General features: G+C 43.5%; 18 protein-coding genes. 7 read left to right on the top strand and 11 right to left on the bottom strand.

Annotated elements, in window-relative coordinates; genetic code table 11:
• The 3 genes from ACO03U_RS06095 to ACO03U_RS06085 are packed head-to-tail and all read left to right on the top strand — an operon-like array spanning window position 1 to window position 1428.
• Window positions 1-726 (top strand): NADPH-dependent oxidoreductase, encoded by a 726-nt coding sequence (locus ACO03U_RS06095; RefSeq protein WP_204686091.1) that lies wholly within the window; start codon window positions 1-3, stop codon window positions 724-726.
• Window positions 727-747: 21 nt separating this feature from the next.
• On the top strand, window positions 748-1077 hold the full coding sequence (locus ACO03U_RS06090) for a cupin domain-containing protein (RefSeq protein ID WP_204686093.1): 330 nt from the start codon (window positions 748-750) through the stop codon (window positions 1075-1077).
• Window positions 1078-1089: 12 nt separating this feature from the next.
• Complete coding sequence (locus tag ACO03U_RS06085; protein ID WP_161870248.1) at window positions 1090-1428, top strand: cupin domain-containing protein; 339 nt, start codon at window positions 1090-1092, stop codon at window positions 1426-1428.
• Between the two features lie 53 nt (window positions 1429-1481).
• Here ACO03U_RS06085 and ACO03U_RS06080 read toward each other — a convergent pair whose 3' ends face one another.
• The 6 genes from ACO03U_RS06080 to rpsL all read right to left on the bottom strand — a co-directional run bounded on the left by ACO03U_RS06080 (window position 1482) and on the right by rpsL (window position 9699).
• On the bottom strand, window positions 1482-2921 hold the full coding sequence (locus ACO03U_RS06080; RefSeq protein ID WP_161870247.1) for a TrkH family potassium uptake protein: 1440 nt from the start codon (window positions 2919-2921) through the stop codon (window positions 1482-1484).
• A 3-nt stretch (window positions 2922-2924) separates the two neighbouring features.
• A complete protein-coding gene (gene trkA, locus ACO03U_RS06075; protein WP_204686095.1) occupies window positions 2925-4292 on the bottom strand; it encodes a Trk system potassium transporter TrkA in 1368 nt (455 codons plus the stop codon).
• Between the two features lie 956 nt (window positions 4293-5248).
• Window positions 5249-6436 (bottom strand): elongation factor Tu, encoded by a 1188-nt coding sequence (gene tuf / locus ACO03U_RS06070; RefSeq protein ID WP_161870245.1) that lies wholly within the window; start codon window positions 6434-6436, stop codon window positions 5249-5251.
• A gap of 164 nt (window positions 6437-6600) precedes the next feature.
• Window positions 6601-8688 (bottom strand): elongation factor G, encoded by a 2088-nt coding sequence (fusA, locus tag ACO03U_RS06065; RefSeq protein ID WP_161870244.1) that lies wholly within the window; start codon window positions 8686-8688, stop codon window positions 6601-6603.
• 85 nt (window positions 8689-8773) lie between these two features.
• Window positions 8774-9244, bottom strand: coding sequence for a 30S ribosomal protein S7 (gene rpsG, locus ACO03U_RS06060; RefSeq protein WP_161870243.1), 471 nt, complete (start codon window positions 9242-9244; stop codon window positions 8774-8776).
• A gap of 41 nt (window positions 9245-9285) precedes the next feature.
• A complete protein-coding gene (rpsL, locus tag ACO03U_RS06055; RefSeq protein WP_161870242.1) occupies window positions 9286-9699 on the bottom strand; it encodes a 30S ribosomal protein S12 in 414 nt (137 codons plus the stop codon).
• A 567-nt stretch (window positions 9700-10266) separates the two neighbouring features.
• Between rpsL and rpiA the strand changes: the two genes are divergently transcribed.
• The 4 genes from rpiA to ACO03U_RS06035 all read left to right on the top strand — a co-directional run bounded on the left by rpiA (window position 10267) and on the right by ACO03U_RS06035 (window position 13449).
• Window positions 10267-10947: a ribose-5-phosphate isomerase RpiA gene (gene rpiA / locus ACO03U_RS06050; protein ID WP_204686097.1), complete on the top strand. Its 681-nt coding sequence runs from the start codon at window positions 10267-10269 to the stop codon at window positions 10945-10947.
• Window positions 10948-11204: 257 nt separating this feature from the next.
• Window positions 11205-11792 (top strand): recombinase family protein, encoded by a 588-nt coding sequence (locus tag ACO03U_RS06045; protein ID WP_204686099.1) that lies wholly within the window; start codon window positions 11205-11207, stop codon window positions 11790-11792.
• Window positions 11793-12042: 250 nt separating this feature from the next.
• Window positions 12043-12729, top strand: a complete 687-nt coding sequence (locus tag ACO03U_RS06040) for a 2,3-diphosphoglycerate-dependent phosphoglycerate mutase (protein ID WP_204686101.1) — start codon at window positions 12043-12045, stop codon at window positions 12727-12729.
• A gap of 87 nt (window positions 12730-12816) precedes the next feature.
• Window positions 12817-13449: an SGNH/GDSL hydrolase family protein gene (locus ACO03U_RS06035; RefSeq protein WP_204686103.1), complete on the top strand. Its 633-nt coding sequence runs from the start codon at window positions 12817-12819 to the stop codon at window positions 13447-13449.
• 136 nt (window positions 13450-13585) lie between these two features.
• On the opposite strand, the gene ACO03U_RS06030 is transcribed toward ACO03U_RS06035, so the two are convergent.
• The 5 genes from ACO03U_RS06030 to ACO03U_RS06010 all read right to left on the bottom strand — a co-directional run bounded on the left by ACO03U_RS06030 (window position 13586) and on the right by ACO03U_RS06010 (window position 19631).
• Window positions 13586-14533: an LPXTG cell wall anchor domain-containing protein gene (locus ACO03U_RS06030; RefSeq protein ID WP_204686105.1), complete on the bottom strand. Its 948-nt coding sequence runs from the start codon at window positions 14531-14533 to the stop codon at window positions 13586-13588.
• Window positions 14534-14661: 128 nt separating this feature from the next.
• On the bottom strand, window positions 14662-15603 hold the full coding sequence (gene trhO, locus ACO03U_RS06025; protein WP_204686107.1) for an oxygen-dependent tRNA uridine(34) hydroxylase TrhO: 942 nt from the start codon (window positions 15601-15603) through the stop codon (window positions 14662-14664).
• Window positions 15604-15839: 236 nt separating this feature from the next.
• The gene (locus ACO03U_RS06020) at window positions 15840-16298 is read right to left on the bottom strand and encodes a hypothetical protein (RefSeq protein ID WP_204686109.1); all 459 of its coding nucleotides are present in this window, start codon (window positions 16296-16298) and stop codon (window positions 15840-15842) included.
• 148 nt (window positions 16299-16446) lie between these two features.
• A complete protein-coding gene (gene yicI, locus ACO03U_RS06015) occupies window positions 16447-18738 on the bottom strand; it encodes an alpha-xylosidase (protein WP_161870234.1) in 2292 nt (763 codons plus the stop codon).
• The gene (locus tag ACO03U_RS06010) at window positions 18735-19631 is read right to left on the bottom strand and encodes an ROK family protein (RefSeq protein WP_204686111.1); all 897 of its coding nucleotides are present in this window, start codon (window positions 19629-19631) and stop codon (window positions 18735-18737) included. Before ACO03U_RS06010 ends, yicI begins: the two co-directional genes overlap by 4 nt.
• Between the last annotated feature and the right edge of the window lie 68 nt (window positions 19632-19699).

Genomic DNA, 19699 nt, shown 5'->3' with positions numbered 1-19699 from the left:
ATGAAAGAAACCATCAAACAGTTACAAGCACACCGAACTTACCGTCACTTTGACGAGGATTATCAACTTTCCGATGAAAACCTACAACAAATCCTAGATAGCGCTCGCCAGGCTCCCACTTGGATGAATGGCCAATTGTATTCCATCTTAGTCATCAAAGACCAAGGCCTTCGCGAAAAACTGGTGGAATGGAATCCCCGTAACCCCCATATGCTTCATAGTTCGGTATTTTTAGTCTTTTTAGCAGATCTCAAACGCACTCAAAAAGTCGCCGAACAACATCAGGTACCTTATCACGTCGGGGAAAGCATCGATCCTTTGCTAGTGGCTACCGCTGATGCTGCCTTAGCTTTGCAAAATGCTGTGGTGGCAGTGGAAGCGCTAGGTCTCGGTAGCGTCGTTGTGGGCAGTATCCGCAACAATCTCAAAGAAGTCGCCGAACTCTTACACTTGCCAGATTATGTCTTTCCAGTCGCCGGTCTTTCTATTGGCAAACCGAATGTCGAGATGCAAGTCAAACCGCGTCTCCCAGAAGCCGCCGTAGTTCACTACGATACTTATCAAGACTATGACTACCAGTTGATTGAAGACTATGATGAAACCATGCGGAAATTCGGCGAAGCGCGGGAAACCAAAGACTGGACGAAAAAATTCAGCGACGTCTTCTCCCAAGAACCAAGCGGTCAAATTGATGCCTACTTAAAAAGACAAGGGTTATTAAAATAATGCCAGAAAGAAGGTACCCGAATGCCTGGAACTCCTCAGTCCTATCACCTAGCGGACTTGCTTGATTATCACGAAGGTCAGATTGCCAGCCGTTCCTTGAAAAAGCGCTTCGGCACGAAACTACCGATAACGTTGCTAGCTTTGGCCCAAGGAGAAACCATCAGCGCCGAAGAAAGTCCTTTGATTAAGATTATCCAAGTGTTAGAGGGCCAACTGGAAGTTACCAGCGAAACTGATAGCTGGCTGCTCAACGCCGGTGACTGTCTGCCACTGCCGGTAAATTATCGTCACAGCCTGAAAGCCGTCACCAATTGTAAAATACTACAAACCGAGAATGAACCCAACCATTAAGGAGTGAAAAAAATGCCATTTATCGACAAACTGTCCCAAAGCGAAGTGCTGAATCTTCGCGATGAAATCCCTGTAGAAGAAGAACAAGTCACCAGCAAAACTTTGGTCCAACGGCCAGACCTGGGCATAACCTTATTTTCTTTGGACACCGATGAAGAAATCGGGCGCCATGCTTCACCTGGTGATGCCATGGTCAACATTTTGTCCGGCACCGCCAAGATTACCATCGGTGACGAGACCTTTTTGGTGAACGCCGGCGAAAGCATCGTCATGCCTGCCAACATTCCCCATGCCCTCAAAGCTGTGGCCGCCTTCCAAATGCTCTTAATCGTAGTAAAGCCAGAAATCTAACCCACGCCAAAAATGAGCAGTCCCGTTGTACAACTAGCGGCGACTGCTCATTTTTATTCTTTCCAAAAATATTTTGAAAACAACAGCAACACAGGGAAAATCTCCAAACGTCCCGCCAACATGGTAAATGACAAGGTGTATTTGGATAGATCCCTCAAGCCACCGAAGTTTTGCATCGGACCCACGCCGTTAAAGCCCGGTCCAACATTGTTAATAGTAGTTGCCACAGCGGAAAAGGTGGTATGAAAATCCAAATTTTCCAATGAAATCACCAATAGTGCACTACAAAAGACCAACGCATATAAGATAAAATAGCTATGCATATTATTTAATGTTTTCCGCGAGACAGGTGCTCCTTCAAAATCGACGGTAATCACCCCATGAGGATGGAGCATCCGCTTAATTTCTTTAACACCACTTTTGACTACCATCACTAAGCGGGACACCTTCATCCCGCCCCCGGTAGAACCAGCACTAGCCCCGACAAACATCAACAGTAGCAACACCGTCTGGGAAAACATCGGCCACTGATCGTAGTCAGCCGTCACAAAACCTGTGGTGGTGATGATCGACGCCACTTGAAACGCACCATAACGAAAAGCCGTCGTCACCGAATCATACACCGACATCAGATTGACCGTAAGCAAAGCTATCGCCACCGCAATAATTCCCAAATACCAGCGAAGTTCTTCATTTTTCAACGCCAGCAATCCCTTACCGCTAATCACCAAAAACAGCAGGTTAAAATTCACCCCGAACAAGATCATAAAGACCGTCAGTACCCCTTCAAGATAAGGACTGTGATAGCCGATAATACCGGCATTACTCATGGTAAAGCCGCCAGTTCCCGCCGTGGCAAAAGTATTTAACAAACTATCGAAAAAGGGCATGCCACCTAGCAACAGAAAAAGCACTTCTAACAAGGTTAAGGCGCCATAAAGCAAATACAAAATCCGCGCGGCTACTCGGGTTTTCGATACCAACTTCCCAACAATCGGTCCGGGCATTTCCGCTTTCAAAATATGCATTGTCCGTCCCGAAGCTACTGGGATAAAAGCCACAGTAAAGACCAAAATCCCCATACCACCCACCCAGTGAGTGAAACTGCGCCAAAATAGACTGGCATGACTCAAGGCATCAATATCCGATAAAACCGTCGCGCCAGTGGTAGTAAAGCCTGATACCACCTCAAAAAAAGCATCTGCAAAATGAGGCATTTCACCAGAGACCACCAGTGGCACCGCACCAAAAAAGGACAACAGTACCCAACTAACACCGACAATAAACAAGCCTTCCTTAATGAAGATACCTTTATCTTTTGGCGCTTTTAAACTAATCAAACCGCCCATCACCAAAAGCAAGCAAGCCAAGCCACCATAGCTTGCCACCAACGATTCTTGATAGATGACTGCTACTAACGTTGGTAGTAATAACATTAGCCCTTCTGCTTGGAGAATTTTTCCTAACAAATAGACAATCATTTTTTTATTCATCAGCTAACGAGTTCCTTTAAGTATCATTTCTAGTGAATGGATTTTTTCTTCTTTCGCAACAATAATCACGTGATCTCCTGGGCGCAACACTGTCTCCCCATCCGGCACGATGGTTTGCTTGCCTCGAGAAATCGCCGCTATCAGCAAGTTTTCTTTGGTATTCAAGGTTTTTAGTGGCTGATTTTTAAAAGAGCAGCTCTCTGTCACCACAAATTCCAAAGCTTCCACTTGGTCGTGAATCAGGCGATACATCCGCCGCACTCCCGAGCTTTCATCCTGTAAATCCTTAGCCCGTACATAACTCAAAATCTGATTGGCGATGATGCTTTTGGGAGAAACCACACTGTCGATGGCCAGCTGCTCCAAAACTTGGGCGAAATCCATCCGAGTCACTTTGGCAATGGTTTTCTTAACCTTTTGCTGCTTAGCGTACAGACTCATGACAATATTTTCTTCGTCCAAGCCCGTCAAAGCCACAAAGGCATCCATTCGAGCTAAGCCCTCTTCTTCCAACACCACTTCATCACTGCCATCTGAATGAATCACCGTCAGATGAGGAAATTTTTCCGATAATTCCTGCGCCCGCTGCTGTTGGCTCTCGATGATTTTGACAGTCAAGCCCAGTTCCGCTAGCTGCGTCGCTAAATAATAAGCAATCCGACCACCGCCGACAATCATCACCCGCTGAATTTTTTGCTCAAACAAACGGATATCCCGGCAAAAGCGCACAAGATTTTGGTGTTGACCAATGACATAGATACGATCATTTTCCTGCAATTGGGCATTGCCATCAGGAATCAAGATTTCCTCCTGCCGACTAATGGCACAGATCAGCACCTTTGCCTTGGAAAGCTTAGGTAATTGATACAAAAATTTCCCCGTCAAGGAACTCTTAGCAGTAATCCGAAACTCCGCCAACTCAATGCGTCCATTGGCAAAGGTGTCCACCTTCACCGCTGAAGGAAACAATATCATCCGCCGAATTTCAAAGGCCGCCTCAAGTTCTGGATTGACAATCATGGACAGACCCATGGTTTCCTTCATGAACTCTCGTTGCTCCAAATATTCAGGATTACGCACCCGTACGATACAATTTCCTGCTCCTAGCCGTTTAGCCAACAGCCCCGCCAGCAAATTCAATTCATCAGAATCCGTTACCGCAATAAAAATATCTGCCTCTTCCACTTGCGCCTCAGTCAAAATCTGAAAGGTCGCCCCATTGCCAGTAATCCCCAATACATCATAGCGATCCACTAATCGTTCAATCTTATCAGCTTCTCGATCAATCACCAATACATCATGATCTTCTTCAGCTAGTTGGGCACATAACGTAAAGCCGACTTTGCCCGCTCCTAAAATAACAATTCTCAACTTGTTTCCTCCCCATATGCAATCCTGATTACTTTGACTGTACCACATTCGACCCATGACAACTAGAGGTAAAAGGCGGATTAAACGAACGACGAAAAAAGGTTCACTCTGTTTTGTTGATAAATAATTTTAGCTCCCCATTTAACTCGGCAATCCCCTTATCTGGTAGATGTGCCTATATATCGCAAAAAAGGTACTATTTAGCGGGATTGAACCAGCTGTATTATGCCAATTCCTCCGAAGCCAAATAGCACCTCTTTCGTGACATCAAAATTAGGTAGTTCATAGTTGAGGCTCTAAGAAAACAGGGCGGACTTGCTTCCGAAGAATCCCTCGGGGTGTAGTGGAACCGACAAATGCCAACCAAAGAGCTGTTGTCATTTGCCTTGCCGAAGTCAAACTTGTTGTAAGTCCACCAAAAATCAGGCGGATAACAACCAATAATTTGCTAGTTCATCTTAGCGATTTCTGCTTAGATGTAACTGTATGCGCAGATGACTCTTTAGCCCTCGGACATCCCTAACACTACACCCCAAGTACTCCTCCTACAGCAAGTCCACCCAGTTTTGTTGATAAGCAATTGATTATCTTTGCTATTCAAGACTAACAATTTTCTTTCTTGAAATGTAGCAAGCATACCGTGAAAAAGGTGAAATTTAGCGTAGTAGAATTGGTATGACAGTAGCTCTAAAGACTGAGATGAATGTACTTAGAGTCGGTGGCACTTGTGACACTTACTCTAAGTTTGAAGCTCAGAGTCAAATGACAAATCGCCTTTCATTTGGCATTTGCCGGTCTAGCTACCGTCATACCAATTCCTACGGAGCTAAATTTCACCTTTTTCAAGACATCAAAATTAGGTAGTTCATACTCGAGAATAGAAAAAAACAGCAGCCGCATGACACGACTGCTGTCTATAAGTGGTGCTATTGATTCATAGTTGAGACTAGGTCCAATTAAGCTTGGATAGCAGTTACAACGCCTGAACCAACAGTCCGGCCGCCTTCACGGATTGAGAAACGAGTACCGTCTTCAATCGCGATTGGGTGGATCAATTCAACTGTCATAGCGATGTTATCGCCAGGCATTACCATTTCAGTACCTTCTGGCAATTCTACAACACCAGTAACGTCTGTTGTACGGAAGTAGAATTGAGGACGGTAGTTAGTGAAGAAAGGAGTGTGACGTCCACCTTCTTCTTTAGTCAAAACGTAAACTTCTGCAGTAAATTTAGTATGTGGAGTGATTGAACCTGGTTTAGCCAATACTTGTCCACGTTGGATGTCTTCACGAGCTACACCACGCAACAATGCACCGATGTTATCGCCTGCTTCAGCGTAATCCAATAATTTACGGAACATTTCAACACCAGTTACAGTTGTTTTAGCAGTTTCGTCAGCAATACCAACGATTTCTACTTCATCGCCGACGCGGACTTGTCCACGTTCAACACGACCTGTAGCAACTGTACCACGACCTGTGATAGAGAAGACATCTTCCACTGGCATCATGAATGGTTTGTCAGTATCACGAACTGGAGTTGGGATATATTCGTCAACTGCAGCCATCAATTCCATAATTTTTTCTTCGTAGACAGGGTCGCCTTCCAAAGCTTTCAAAGCAGAACCAGCGATAACTGGAGTGTCGTCACCTGGGAAGTCGTATTCAGTCAACAAGTCACGAACTTCCATTTCAACCAATTCAAGCAATTCTTCGTCGTCAACCATGTCCATTTTGTTCAAGAATACGACGATGTAAGGTACACCAACGTTACGAGACAAAAGGATGTGTTCACGAGTTTGAGGCATAGGACCATCAGCAGCAGATACTACCAAGATCGCACCGTCCATTTGGGCAGCACCAGTGATCATGTTTTTAACGTAGTCCGCGTGTCCTGGGCAGTCCACGTGAGCGTAGTGACGAGTGTCAGTTTCGTATTCAACGTGAGCAGTTGAGATAGTGATCCCACGTTCACGTTCTTCAGGTGCACCATCGATTTGGTCGTAAGCAGAAGCTTGAGCCAAACCTTTTTTAGACAATACTGTCGTAATTGCAGCAGTCAAAGTAGTTTTACCATGGTCAACGTGTCCAATAGTACCAATGTTTACGTGTGGTTTCGAACGGTCATATTTTTCTTTAGCCATTTTAGAATGTTCCTCCTAAAGTTTAGTTTAGTTATATTTTTTGATAGGTGAAAAGTCGCCGAAACGACTTTTCGCCCTTATCATCGAGTTTATTTTACACGAATCCGCAAAAAAATCATAGACCTTTTACCGACTCGCTTGGAGCATCCTGAAAAACCACAAGATTAATCAGCTTTTCCGCCGTTTTTCTTAATGATCTCTTCTTGGATTGATTTTGGTACATCTTCATAGTGGTCAAATACCATCATGAAGGTCCCGCGGCCTTGTGTAGATGAACGCAAGGTTGTTGCGTAACCAAACATTTCAGCCAATGGTACAATCGCGTTAACGATTTGTGAGTTACCGTGAGCTTCCATCCCTTCGACGCGTCCGCGACGAGCAGTAACGTGGCCCATGATATCACCCAAGTAATCTTCAGGAACAGTGATAGTAACTTTCATCATTGGTTCCAAAATTACTGGATTTGCTTTCTTAGCAGCAGCTTTCAAAGCCATGGAAGCCGCTACCCGGAAGGCAGTTTCACTGGAATCGACATCGTGGTAAGACCCATCATAGAGTTTTGCTTTGATATCAACCAATGGATAACCAGCTAAGACACCGTTATTCATTGATTCTTCCAGACCTTTTTCAACCGCTGGGATGTATTCACGAGGAACCACACCACCGACGATTGCGTTTTCGAATTCGAAGCCTTTACCTTCTTCGTTTGGAGTGAATTCTACCCAAACGTGACCGTATTGACCTTTACCACCAGACTGACGGACAAATTTCCCTTCAGCTTGAGTAACAGGAGCACGGAAAGTTTCCCGGTAAGATACTTGAGGCGCACCAACGTTTGCTTCAACTTTGAATTCACGACGCATCCGGTCAACTAAGACGTCCAAATGCAATTCACCCATACCAGAGATAACTGTTTCACCAGTTTCCACGTTAGTTTCAACACGGAATGATGGATCTTCTTCTGCAAGTTTTTGCAAAGCAATCCCCATCTTATCTTGGTCGGCTTTAGATTTTGGTTCTACGGCAACTTGGATAACCGGTTCAGGGAACTCGATTGATTCCAAGATAACTGGAGAATCAATTGCACATAAAGTATCACCAGTCGTGGTGTCTTTCAAACCAACTGCAGCTGCGATATCGCCAGAGTAAACTTTGTCGATTTCAGTACGGCTGTTTGCGTGCATTTGTAGGATACGACCGATCCGTTCTTTTTTGTCTTTTGAAGCGTTCAATACGTAAGAACCACTTTCAAGGACACCAGAATAGACACGGAAGAAAGTCAGACGACCAACAAATGGGTCAGTCATAACTTTAAAAGCCAATGATGCAAATGGTGCTTCATCGTCAGCTGGACGAGTCACTTCTTCATCAGTTTTAGAGTCGATCCCTTTGATAGCATCGATATCTAATGGTGAAGGAAGGTAATCCAGGACAGCATCCAACATCAATTGAACACCTTTGTTTTTGAAGGCTGAACCAGCTAATACTGGGAAGAAGTCAACGCTGATAGTTGCTTTCCGGATACCGGCTTTCAACTCATCTTGAGTGATTTCTTCACCTTCCAAATATTTCATCATCAAGTCTTCATCAGTTTCCGCTACTGCTTCCACCAATTTTTCACGCCATTCTTGCGCTAATTCTTGATAATCTTCAGGAATTTCTTCCTCTTTGATTTCAGTACCTAAATCGTTAGTGTAGATTTCGGCTTTCATGGTAACCAAGTCAATGATCCCTGTGAAGTCGTCTTCGGCACCGATTGGCAATTGGATTGGATGAGCGTTTGCGCCCAAACGATCGTGCAACGTTTGTACAGAATACAAGAAGTCCGCACCGATTTTATCCATTTTGTTACAGAATACGATCCGTGGTACACGGTATTCTGTCGCCTGACGCCATACAGTTTCAGTTTGAGGTTCAACCCCTGATTGTGAGTCCAAAACTGTCACGGCACCATCTAATACCCGCAATGAACGTTGTACTTCGATTGTGAAGTCTACGTGTCCTGGGGTGTCGATGATATTTACGCGGTAACCTTTCCATTGTGCAGTTGTTGCTGCAGAAGTGATGGTAATCCCACGTTCTTGTTCTTGTTCCATCCAGTCCATCTGTGAAGCGCCTTCGTGGGTTTCACCGATTTTATGGATTTTACCGGTATAATACAGGATACGTTCGGTAGTGGTAGTTTTACCAGCATCGACGTGGGCCATGATACCGATATTACGAGTTTTTTCAAGGGAAAATTCTCTAGCCATCTTGCTTTGTACTCCTCTCTGTCTGTGGTCTTAGATCCGCTTTTAGCAGACTTGCAAGCCATCGTAAAAACGACGGTTACAAATCTTACCAGCGATAGTGGGCAAACGCACGGTTGGCTTCTGCCATTTTGTGTGTATCTTCGCGTTTTTTCACAGAAGCGCCAGTATTGTTAGCAGCGTCCATGATTTCTTTCGCCAAGCGTTCTTCCATTGTATGTTCGCCACGCAGACGAGCGTAGTTCACGATCCAACGCAGACCTAAAGTCGTACGACGTTCAGGACGAACTTCAACCGGTACTTGGTAGTTGGAACCGCCGACACGACGAGCTTTAACTTCCAAGACAGGCATTACGTTCTTCATAGCTTGTTCGAAAACTTCCAATGGGTCGTTTCCGGTAGCTTCTTTGATAGTTTCAAAAGCATCATAGATAATGCTTGATGCGATCCCGCGTTTTCCATCAACCATGACACGGTTGATTAAGCGAGTCACTAATTTTGAGTTATAAATAGGATCTGGTAAAACATCACGTTTTGCAACAGGACCTTTACGAGGCATCCGTAACTCCTCCTTTACGATTTGTTAGTTTGATTGTGTTCTTATCCTTTAGGACGTTTTGTACCGTATTTAGAACGAGATTGTTTACGATCGTTCACACCGGCAGTATCCAACGCACCACGAACGATATGGTAACGTACCCCTGGTAAGTCTTTTACACGGCCCCCACGCAACAAGACAACACTGTGTTCTTGCAAGTTGTGGCCAATCCCTGGGATATAAGCTGTTACTTCGATCAAGTTAGACAAACGAACACGGGCAAATTTACGCAAAGCTGAGTTTGGTTTTTTAGGTGTCATTGTCCCCACACGAGTCGCAACCCCACGCTTTTGAGGTGAGTTCACGTTCGTTTGAGTCTTTTTGAAACTGTTATATCCTTTGTTCAATGCAGGTGAATTTGATTTTTCAACCTTGGATTTACGAGGTTTCCGTACTAATTGGTTAATTGTAGGCATCCCCTAATCTCCTCCTTCCTTGATTCGCTTTCTAGTTCCACACATCCAGGTGGTTCTTTTTTTGCGATAAAAAATAATGCATTACTGCATCCTTATCAGAATGTGCTATTCTGTCAGTCAGCACGTCTCAAGCGAGAGACCTGTACACAAAGCACCTTTGATAGAATATCATGGGTAAAAGCAAGTGTCAACCCATAACTCAATAAAATTGCTTTTTTGACTTAACGAAGTTGGTTGCCCTTCTTTTGGTAATACCCGCGGTTATCATGAAAACGACGAAGGTCTAATAAAACGCAGCTCTCGTCTTCCTTTGTCAAAGTCCTCAATCCATACGATTCTTTTAGCAGTCTGACGATTTATACCCTGACCTTTTCCATTTTTACATTTATTTATAGAAGAAATTTTGTAAAGGAGCCTTTCTTTTAAAATCCCTATTATAGTCATCTAAACTATAAATAACCAAATACTACCATTTTATACTAAAAGACATTACAATATAACACGATAACAAGGCTCAGAAGATCTCCTTTAGTAGTCTTACTTGAAAAAATCCATGAGGTGACGAAGATGAATTTGAAACAGATGGTGGGAATTGAATCAGCAAAATTTATCCAAGACGGAATGATTGTCGGTTTAGGAACGGGATCGACTGCTTACTATATGGTAGAAGAAGTGGCTCGACGCATCCATGAGGAAGGCTTGAACATCACTTGTGTCACCACCTCCAATGCGACTGAAATTCACGCCCGCAGTCTGGGGATTCCTTTAAGTACCATTGATGAAGTATCCCATGTGGACTTGACCATTGACGGTGCCGATGAGATTAGCAAAGACTTTCAAGGCATCAAAGGAGGCGGTGCCGCGCTACTTTACGAAAAAATTGTCGCCCATTATTCCAAAGAGGTCATCTGGATTGTTGACTCTTCGAAAATGGTAGAGACTTTGGGCGCCTTTCCCTTGCCAGTCGAAGTGATTCGTTTTGGTAGCCAACAAGTTTTCAAAATCTTTCAAGAAAAAGGGTACAATCCCGTGATTCGCAAAAATTCAGATGGCGAATATTTACGCACCGACAGCAATAACTTAATCATCGACCTCCACCTCAAATCTATCCCAAATCCCGAACAATTGGCTGATGAATTGATCCAGATGGTCGGGGTAGTAGAACACGGGTTGTTTTTAAATATGGTCAAACATGTTATTGTTGGCTATGAAAAAGGTCCGATTATCCTTGACAATCCAAAGTTTTGAGAATTTTTTCACATTTAATTTAGAACAACTATTATTCAATTTTCGTCAACTAAATGTTTTAAAATGAAAAAACCGTATCATTTTTAGATGTTTTGTGCTAAATTTTTAGTAACAAAACTAATGAGAAACGCGCAGAATTCTGTGAAACTTCCCTACAAAAATCTCACTTTTGACAGTTACTATTCGGAAGTTGACTTTTTGAATTGGTGATTTTTTCACAATTTCTGTTGCCCTCTGATGAACGGAAAGGAAAGGCAATGAAAAAAATTGGATATGTAAGGACAACAATCACTGACAATGATCACACTAGCCAACATGGACAATTGGCTGATTTTGGCTGTGACGAGATTTTCTTCGATTCGTTTGACACTAGCAATTGCGAAAGCCAACAAGGGGAATTGGACACCGTTGTTGCGCAAATGCACGCCAATGATACCCTCGTGGTGACTGACTTATCCCGCTTAGGCCGCTCCACCCGCCAGCTGACAGATCTCACTAGCTTATTTTTAGCTCGTAACATCCACTTGGTCAGTCTAGCAGAAGACATTGACACTCGTCAGCCGATGGGGGCTGTCTACTTCAAACTCATGGCAGGTTTGGCGGAGATGGAGAGTGTTCTTATCAAAGAACGGACGTTGGTCGGCCTCAATAACGCTCGGAAAAAAGGAAAAATTGGTGGCCGCCCCAAAATTGATCCGAAAGTGGTCAAACGCATTCGCCAACTGTATTTCGAGAAAAAAGAAACGATTCAGTATATCTCTAGCAAATGCGGGGTCTCAGTAGGCACCTGCTACAAATACATCAACTTACCGGAAGATGACGCCCGTAAGCTGATTGCAAAATAAATAAAGACTCGAAGCCCCGGCTTCGAGTCTTTATTTATTGAACAGCATCCCGTCAGTACTGGCTATCTCCCACTTCATTTCAGGATACTGCTAAAATTTCCAAAAACTTTCCCAGTAAACTCCCTCAAAGGTCCTCCTTGCTGCTAGTGGACTTTTTTCCCTCTTTCAATGGAAAAATCTAGCAAAACATTGTACAATAAACAAGAAATTGAAAATTTCAGAAATCTGAAACTACAAAGGAGAGTTTTACATGCCAAAATTAGTTTTCTCTCGTCATGGTTTGAGCGAATGGAATGCTTTGAACCAATTTACTGGTTGGGTTGACGTTGACCTAGCTCCAGAAGGTGTGGAAGAAGCCAAAGCAGGCGGCCGCAAAATCAAAGAAGCTGGCATCGAATTTGATGTTGCTTTCACTTCTGTTTTGAAACGTGCCATCAAAACTTGTAACTACATCTTAGAAGAATCTGACCAATTGTGGGTACCAACTGTAAAATCTTGGCGCTTAAACGAACGTCATTACGGTGCATTGCAAGGTTTGAACAAAAAAGAAACAGCTGAAAAATACGGTGATGAACAAGTGCATATCTGGCGTCGTTCTTACGATACTTTGCCTCCACTTTTGAGTGCTGATGACGAAGGTTCTGCAGCTAAAGATCGTCGTTACGCTGATCTTGACCCTCGGGACGTACCTGGTGGTGAAAACTTGAAAGTCACTTTGGAACGGGCATTACCTTTCTGGCAAGATCAAATCGCACCCGCTTTGTTAGATAACAAAACTGTTTTAGTTGCAGCACACGGCAACTCTTTGCGGGCTTTGGCAAAACACATCGAAGGCATTTCTGACGATGATATCATGGACTTAGAAATCCCTACTGGTCAACCATTAGTTTATGAATTGAACGATGATTTGACTGTAGCGAAAAAATACTACTTGTAAGCATTTCCTGACAAGTTATTGAAACCAGCCAATTACTGGCTGGTTTCTTTTATCACCCTATCGAAGGCGCTTTTAAGGAGAGGAAATATGAAACTACACAAAGAAGACCGTATCCTGTTTTTAGGTGATAGCGTCACTGATTGTGGTCGAGACTGGGACAATCCAGAAGATCTCGGCAAAGGATATGCCTTGATGACTGCCGGTATGCTGGCGGCACGGCAACCATTAGCTAACTTTACTTTTTTAAACCGTGGCATCAGTGGCAATAAAATCCAAGACGTACTGGATCGTTTAGATAAAGACTGCCTCGCTTTGAAACCTGACGTGTTGCTCTTTATGATTGGCATCAACGATACTTGGCACAATGTCGCAAGTCCCGAGTTTGGCACGCCAGCTTCTGCCATGAGTTTTGAAAGTCGTTACCGCGAATTCTTAGAACGAGTCACCACCGCTGGCATTCACCGGATTTTACTGGTTGAACCCTTTGTCTTGCCTTACCCTGTCGATCGGCAGCAATGGCGAAAGGATTTAGATCCCAAGCTAGGAATCATTCGGCAATTAGCTGCAGAATTTGGGTGCGAACTTCTTTGCCTTGACGGCCGCATGAACGAAATGGCGGTCACTACCGGTTGCCAATACTTAACTGGCGAGGATGGCGTTCACCCCACACCAGCTGGACATGGCATAATTGCCCAAGCCTTAATGGAAAAGTTTGACTAAAAAACAGTAAAAGACCGAAGCCTTTAGCGATTGCCCAAGCCCCTCATGGTGGATACCACTAGCAGGCTGGCAATTATTTGCTAAACGACTTCGGTTATTTTTTATCGGGAAATAATGAGACTGTGGTTGGGAAGGACTACTGGCGGTGACGGAAAAGCCAAAAACCGCCAGCAATTCCGGCAATTCCGACGCCTAACAGGGTCAGTAACGGCTGCCGTTGTTCCCCTGTTTTTGGGTATTGCGCCAAAGTCTGGGTGCCACTGTCTTGTTTTTGAGCCGGACTAGCCGTATTTACGACTTTCACTGGCGTAGCTTCGGCTGTTGGGGAAAGATCTGAGCCAGCGGAATCTAAAATTCCTTTAATCCGACTCACTGCCCCTTCCAAGTCGCCAGTCCGATCGATGGCGCCACTGGTCGTCCCGCTGGAATCTTCCTCGGTGTCCGCAGCTTGGTCATCAATCGTCACATCATCCCCATTGTTTGAAGTAGTACCTGCTGTAAGCTGTTCTTTTACTTGCTGGCCTTCTTCTTTCAGGGAAGACAAGTCTGAGGCTAGCTTGTCGCCATCTGCTTGAAGCACCTCGCCTAATTTTTTGACTTCATCGCTTTTTTGAGCCACCTTATCACGGGCTTGATCCAACTGAGTAACCCCTTGATCCCAAGCGTCTTCAATTGCCGCATGATCGGCCTCTAAGCGATCCTGCGCTTCGGTGACATGGTCTTGGAAATCGCTATGGTTTTGGTCCAATTGATCCTGTAATTGTTCAAAATCATTGTGCAAATCTTCAAGCCGTTTTTCTCGACGTTCCCGCGCATCCTTCAAATCTTGAAGGATTTGGTCTTGTCTGGCAACACATTGGTCATGAGCATCCTTTAGCTCATCTAAAAACTCACCAGCCTTACCGATTGACGCCCCACTGATTTCCTCATTTGCACTAGTAGCTGTTTCAGTACCAAGTGCTGCTGAGGAGTCACTCATCTGAGTTGTCTCGTTTGTGCTGGTCGCTTCACTACTGATTGGAAAAGCAGCTATTCCCATAGTAAGCATCGCTATAAAACTTACGCTGATGACACTTTTTTTCATATCTATTCAGTCCTCTCGCCACCATTATAATGACAATGACGAAATTTGTTAATAAACAAAATCCCCATTCTGTCTAAAAACCAGTCTTTCAGCAACTACGAGGAGCACCTTTTTCACAGCCAAACAATTTACTCACCAATCTTCGCCAGACGCGCAGCCACTTCACTGGCAGACCACTGCCGTTCTTTGATATAGCGATTATTTGCTGCTTTTCGACAAGCTGGCGAACAACCACCTAAATACTTTTCTTGATTGGCGGAGGAGGCCAGCATTTGCCGATTACAGGCAGGATTCCCACAATTGACATAACGCTCACAAGGTGTCTGGTCAAACCAATCTTGACCGATGATAGATTTATTCACCTGATTGATTTCCACAGCGATACGCTCATCAAAGACATACATCGCCCCTTCCCAAAACTCCCCTCGGGTTTCGGGATTTTTCCCATAAGTCGCGATGCCTCCTTCAAGTTGTGCAACATCTTGAAACCCTTCCTTCAGCAACCACCCGCTAAATTTTTCACAGCGAATGCCTCCTGTACAATAGGTCACGATTTTTTTGTCAGCAAACAACTCTTTATTTTTCACTATCCACTCCGGTAGTTCACGGAAATGACGAATATCTGGCCGCACAGCTCCTCGAAAATGACCCAAATCATACTCGTAGTCGTTACGAGCATCTAAAATCACAGTATCCTCGTCAAATAACCGTTCGCGAAATGCAGCCGGCGTCAAATATTCACCAGTGGTCACTCGCGGATCAACGTCTTCAGCCAAATTTAAAGCCACCAACTCTTTTCGTGGTCGCACAAAAAGCTTTTTGAAAGCATGGGTCGTGGCGGCATCTATTTTAAAGACGATACCTTGAAACCGGTCATCGGCTTGCATCATGGCCATATACGCCTCCGTGTCTTCTTTACGGCCAGAAACGGTCCCATTGATGCCTTCTGTCGCCACCAAAATACGGCCCAATAAATTTAAAGAGCGACAAACTGTCAAATGCTCTTGGGCAAACGCCTGGGGATCAGCAATCGGCGTGTAATGATAATAAAGCAATACTTGATAATCCATGAGATACTCATCCTTTACTGAAGTCTTTGAACTTTCAGTATAAGTGGCGTTTCACTAACTTTCGAGGTATCTGCTTGTAGATTTGTGTACAAAACTAGGCTGCGTCAATAGCTAACCTAGTTTGGCAAGCCAATGACCAAATTGCTCTCCTATCTCAGTCCTAATGCATTTCCCACAAATCTAACCGCAACACAAGTTCTGGTAATTGTGCTTGAGCGATGAGGATGGTCTTGTCTTCAACAATTATCCGCAGCGATTTTTGCTCTTTCTTGCTCACGCCACCAATAGCGTAGGCCCACTCCAAGTAGTAAACCAACTTTTACTAATAAATAGCGCAATGACCAAGTACCTTCCAAGTTAGCATAGGGACCCAAGAGAAGATAGCCACCAATAAACGCTACCGAAAATCCCAATAATTCCCACCGTTTTGTTTTTAAGCCATCAATTACACCCCAGAGTTCACTGACAAGGGAAAAACTTGGAATGAAAAAAAATTCAGTACTGAGAATCAAAAAGCGCAGATCCATATTTGTATCGGCAAGCAGCTGCCAGAGAAAGGCGAGTAACTCATTCCACATAAGGAGCAGCAGCAGACAAACCAGTAACTGCACTTTGGGTCGTTTCGTCACCCAAGTCGCCACTCCACCACAAACCAATAAATAAACCAACAATTGCATACCGATCATCAGTGACATTTGGCATCCTCCCACCAAGCTGATTTTTTATAGAACTGTATAGAGTTTTCTTATTTCGTTCAAAAAATTTTTTTCAAGATATAAAAAGCCAATTCCCAAAAATAGATTTATTGTCTAACTTTTGGAAATTGGCACAAACCATTAATATTTAATTAGCTAAAGAAATCTCCACGTTATCACTTAAATCAGTTTCAAAGATTCTAACATTCCCATCTACTTGCGCTATGTGACATTGAATTTTTCCGCCAACAAAACCTGTCGTTTCAACAATTAATTTTTCAACTTCAGCTTTCACGCTAACAGTAGCTATTTCATTGCCCTTTTTATCGTAAATTACTTCGGATAACGTTTCTCCTGTCGTCGGTTCAAAGATATGAATTGTCGCATCCTTTTGATATTCGTAAACCGCATGGTGATCATCCGCCCCAGTCACTAAGATACTGTTTGGTTTTACCAATAATGGCAAGTGGAAGTAATCGTAGTCTTCTTGATACCAGCGACCACCGGTATACGCCTTCCCACTAAGGTAATCAATCCATGCTCCTTTAACAGTTGGCAAGTAAAATTCACCGATGCCCGCTTCATTAAAGATTGGGGCGACTAATAAATTATCTCCTAACATATATTGACGATCTAACGTATTGACAGCTGGATCATTAGCAAAATCTAAAATCATCGCCCGCATCATCGGAACACCACTGGTCGCTGTTTTCACAGATTGACTTTGGAGATACGGCATCAAGGACAATTTTAATTTCGTAAAGGCTCGAGATACCTCTACTGCTTCCTCTCCATAAATCCATGGCACCTTATATTCCCAACTACCATGATAACGGCTATGGGAAGACAATAAGCCAAATTGGGTCCAACGCTTGTATAAGTCCGGTGAGGCACCCGCTTCAAAGCCGGAAATATCATGACTCCAATAACCAAAACCGCCTAAGCCAAAGGAAAGTCCTGCTCGTAAAGATTCAGCCATTGATGGGTAATCAGAAGTGGAGTCTCCCCCCCAGTGAACTGGAAATTGTTGTGAGCCAACAAAAGCACTACGAGCGAAGAGAACCGCTTCATCGGCTCCTCGTTCTACCACTAATAAATCATAAACAGTTTTATTGTAAAGATAAGCATAGTAATTGTGCATTTTTTCAGCATCACTGCCATCATAGTAAACCACATCAGTCGGGATGCGTTCTCCAAAGTCGGTCTTAAAGCAATCTACTCCCATCTCCAGTAAGCCTTTTAATTGCTCTTGGTACCAAGCGGCTGCTTCTGGATTGGTAAAGTCAACTACCCCCATACCAGCTTGCCATTTATCCCATTGCCAAACGTCTCCGTTGGCTCTCTTTAAGAAATAGCCTTTTTCCATACAAACATCAAAAAGTGGTGATTTTTGGCCAATGTAAGGATTAATCCAGACACAAATTTTTAGACCTTTTTCTTTTAAGCGCCGCAACATTTTTTCTGGCTCTGGGAAGGTGCGTTCATCCCATTGGAAATTACACCATTCATATTCTTTCATCCATAAACAATCAAAATGGAAGACCTCTAAAGGAATATCTCGTTCAATCATCCCATCCACAAAGGAATTAACGGTTTCTTCATCATAGTTCGTTAAAAATGAAGTGGATAACCATAAACCAAAGGACCAAGCAGGTGGCAAAGCGGGTTTTCCAGTAAAGTCAGTATATTTTCCTAAAACATCTTTTAAACTATCCCCAGCAAAGATAAAATATTCCATTTCTTCCCCGGGTACACTAAATTGGACCCGAGCAACTTTTTCAGAGCCCACTTCAAAGCTAGAACGATCCGTAGAATTCACCAAAACACCATAGTTTTTATTTGAAAGATAAAACGGAATATTCTTATAAGCTTGGACCGTACCCGTCCCACCATCTTCATTCCAGATATCTACTGATTGGCCGTTTTTTACAAAATTGGAGAAGCGTTCCCCCAGGCCATAGATATATTCACCCACATCAATTGTCAGCTGTTCACTTAAATGTGCTTTACCTTCAGGATCAGTCACATAAGCTTTGGAACGAGGAGTGCTAGAAGTCAACATTTTCCCTTTATAATTAAAGGACATTGTTAGACTTTCCCCTTTAGTAATAGTCAATTGCAAATCTCCCGAAGAAAATGTGAAATTATCTGCTGTTTCACCAATTTCGGGCACGACTGCTTGCGGATGTAAAGGAATTGATGGTGTTTTTTTCTGCAGCCCTTTAAAGTTGTACATCTTAACCCCAATGACATCTGTGGCAGGTGTCGTGACTTCGATGGTCATCAAACCTCCATCTAGGGTTGCTCCTTTATTGGCAATATAGCTATAAGGCAAGAATAATTTCAATTGATCATCTTTTGTTTGGGCATCATAAACATGTACCCCATATTTCACTGAATAGCCTTCCCGGACTAACCAGCCTCCATCTAAAAATTTCATTGTAGTTGTTTCCTTTCCAATTTAGAAATTAAATAATAAGCACCAATAAGACCACTTTGATTATAAAAATGGCAGGTATCAATCTCAGTTTGAAAATCTTTCCAATAGGGATTTCTGGCTAACGCATCCTTTACTAGCGGTAGCAGAGCTGGATTTTGACTAATCCCTCCTCCCAGTAATACTAAGGCAGGGTCAAATTGAGCCACCATATTAAAAATAGTTACGGCTACATAATCACTCCAAGTTTTTTTTACTTCCTTTGCGACTTCGGAGGTATCTGCCATAATTTCTTCTCCGGAAATTTTTTTCTCCGCTGACCAGCCCATTGCCTGACGATAGCGAGTCACCAAGGCACTGGTGGAAGCTAATTCATGTAATGTTTTGTAGCCTTCTTGAGTAAAGTCACATACCATCATGCCAAACTCCCCGGCGCGAAAATGACTACCTTCGTAAATTTCTCCATTTTGGACTAAAGCTCCGCCAATCCCGGTACCTAATGTAATTAAACAAAAGTCGGTTATTTTCTGGGCTGACCCAGCATACTGTTCAGCGATAGCCGCACAGTTGGCATCATTTCCCAAAGCAATTGGCAAGTCTGGTTGACCAATAGCCTCTCCCAATAAAGCCACAATATTTTCCCCATGAAGAATATCGATAGCCCCGGCTAAAAGGGCTTGACCTTTTTGACTATCAATAAAACCGGGGAAACTAATCCCAATCCCTGTTAAAGAATATTGTTGGGCTAACCGATGGTAGATAGCGACTAAATCTGCTAGAAAATCTGCTTTACTATTAAGAGCGGTGGGTCTTTTGGACTCTGATTGTAGCTGGCCTTGTTCATCAAAGACCCCATATTTTACAAAGGTTCCCCCCACATCAAAACATAAGTACATGGTATTATCTCCTATCTTTGGAAGAAAAACTGGAGGAGTCAAAAAGGCTCTCCTCCAGTTTATTTTGC

The organism is Enterococcus diestrammenae (genome assembly GCF_049384045.1).
GTDB classification, from domain to species: domain Bacteria; phylum Bacillota; class Bacilli; order Lactobacillales; family Enterococcaceae; genus Enterococcus_C; species Enterococcus_C diestrammenae.
This window is presented reverse-complemented; position numbering and strand designations above follow the sequence as displayed.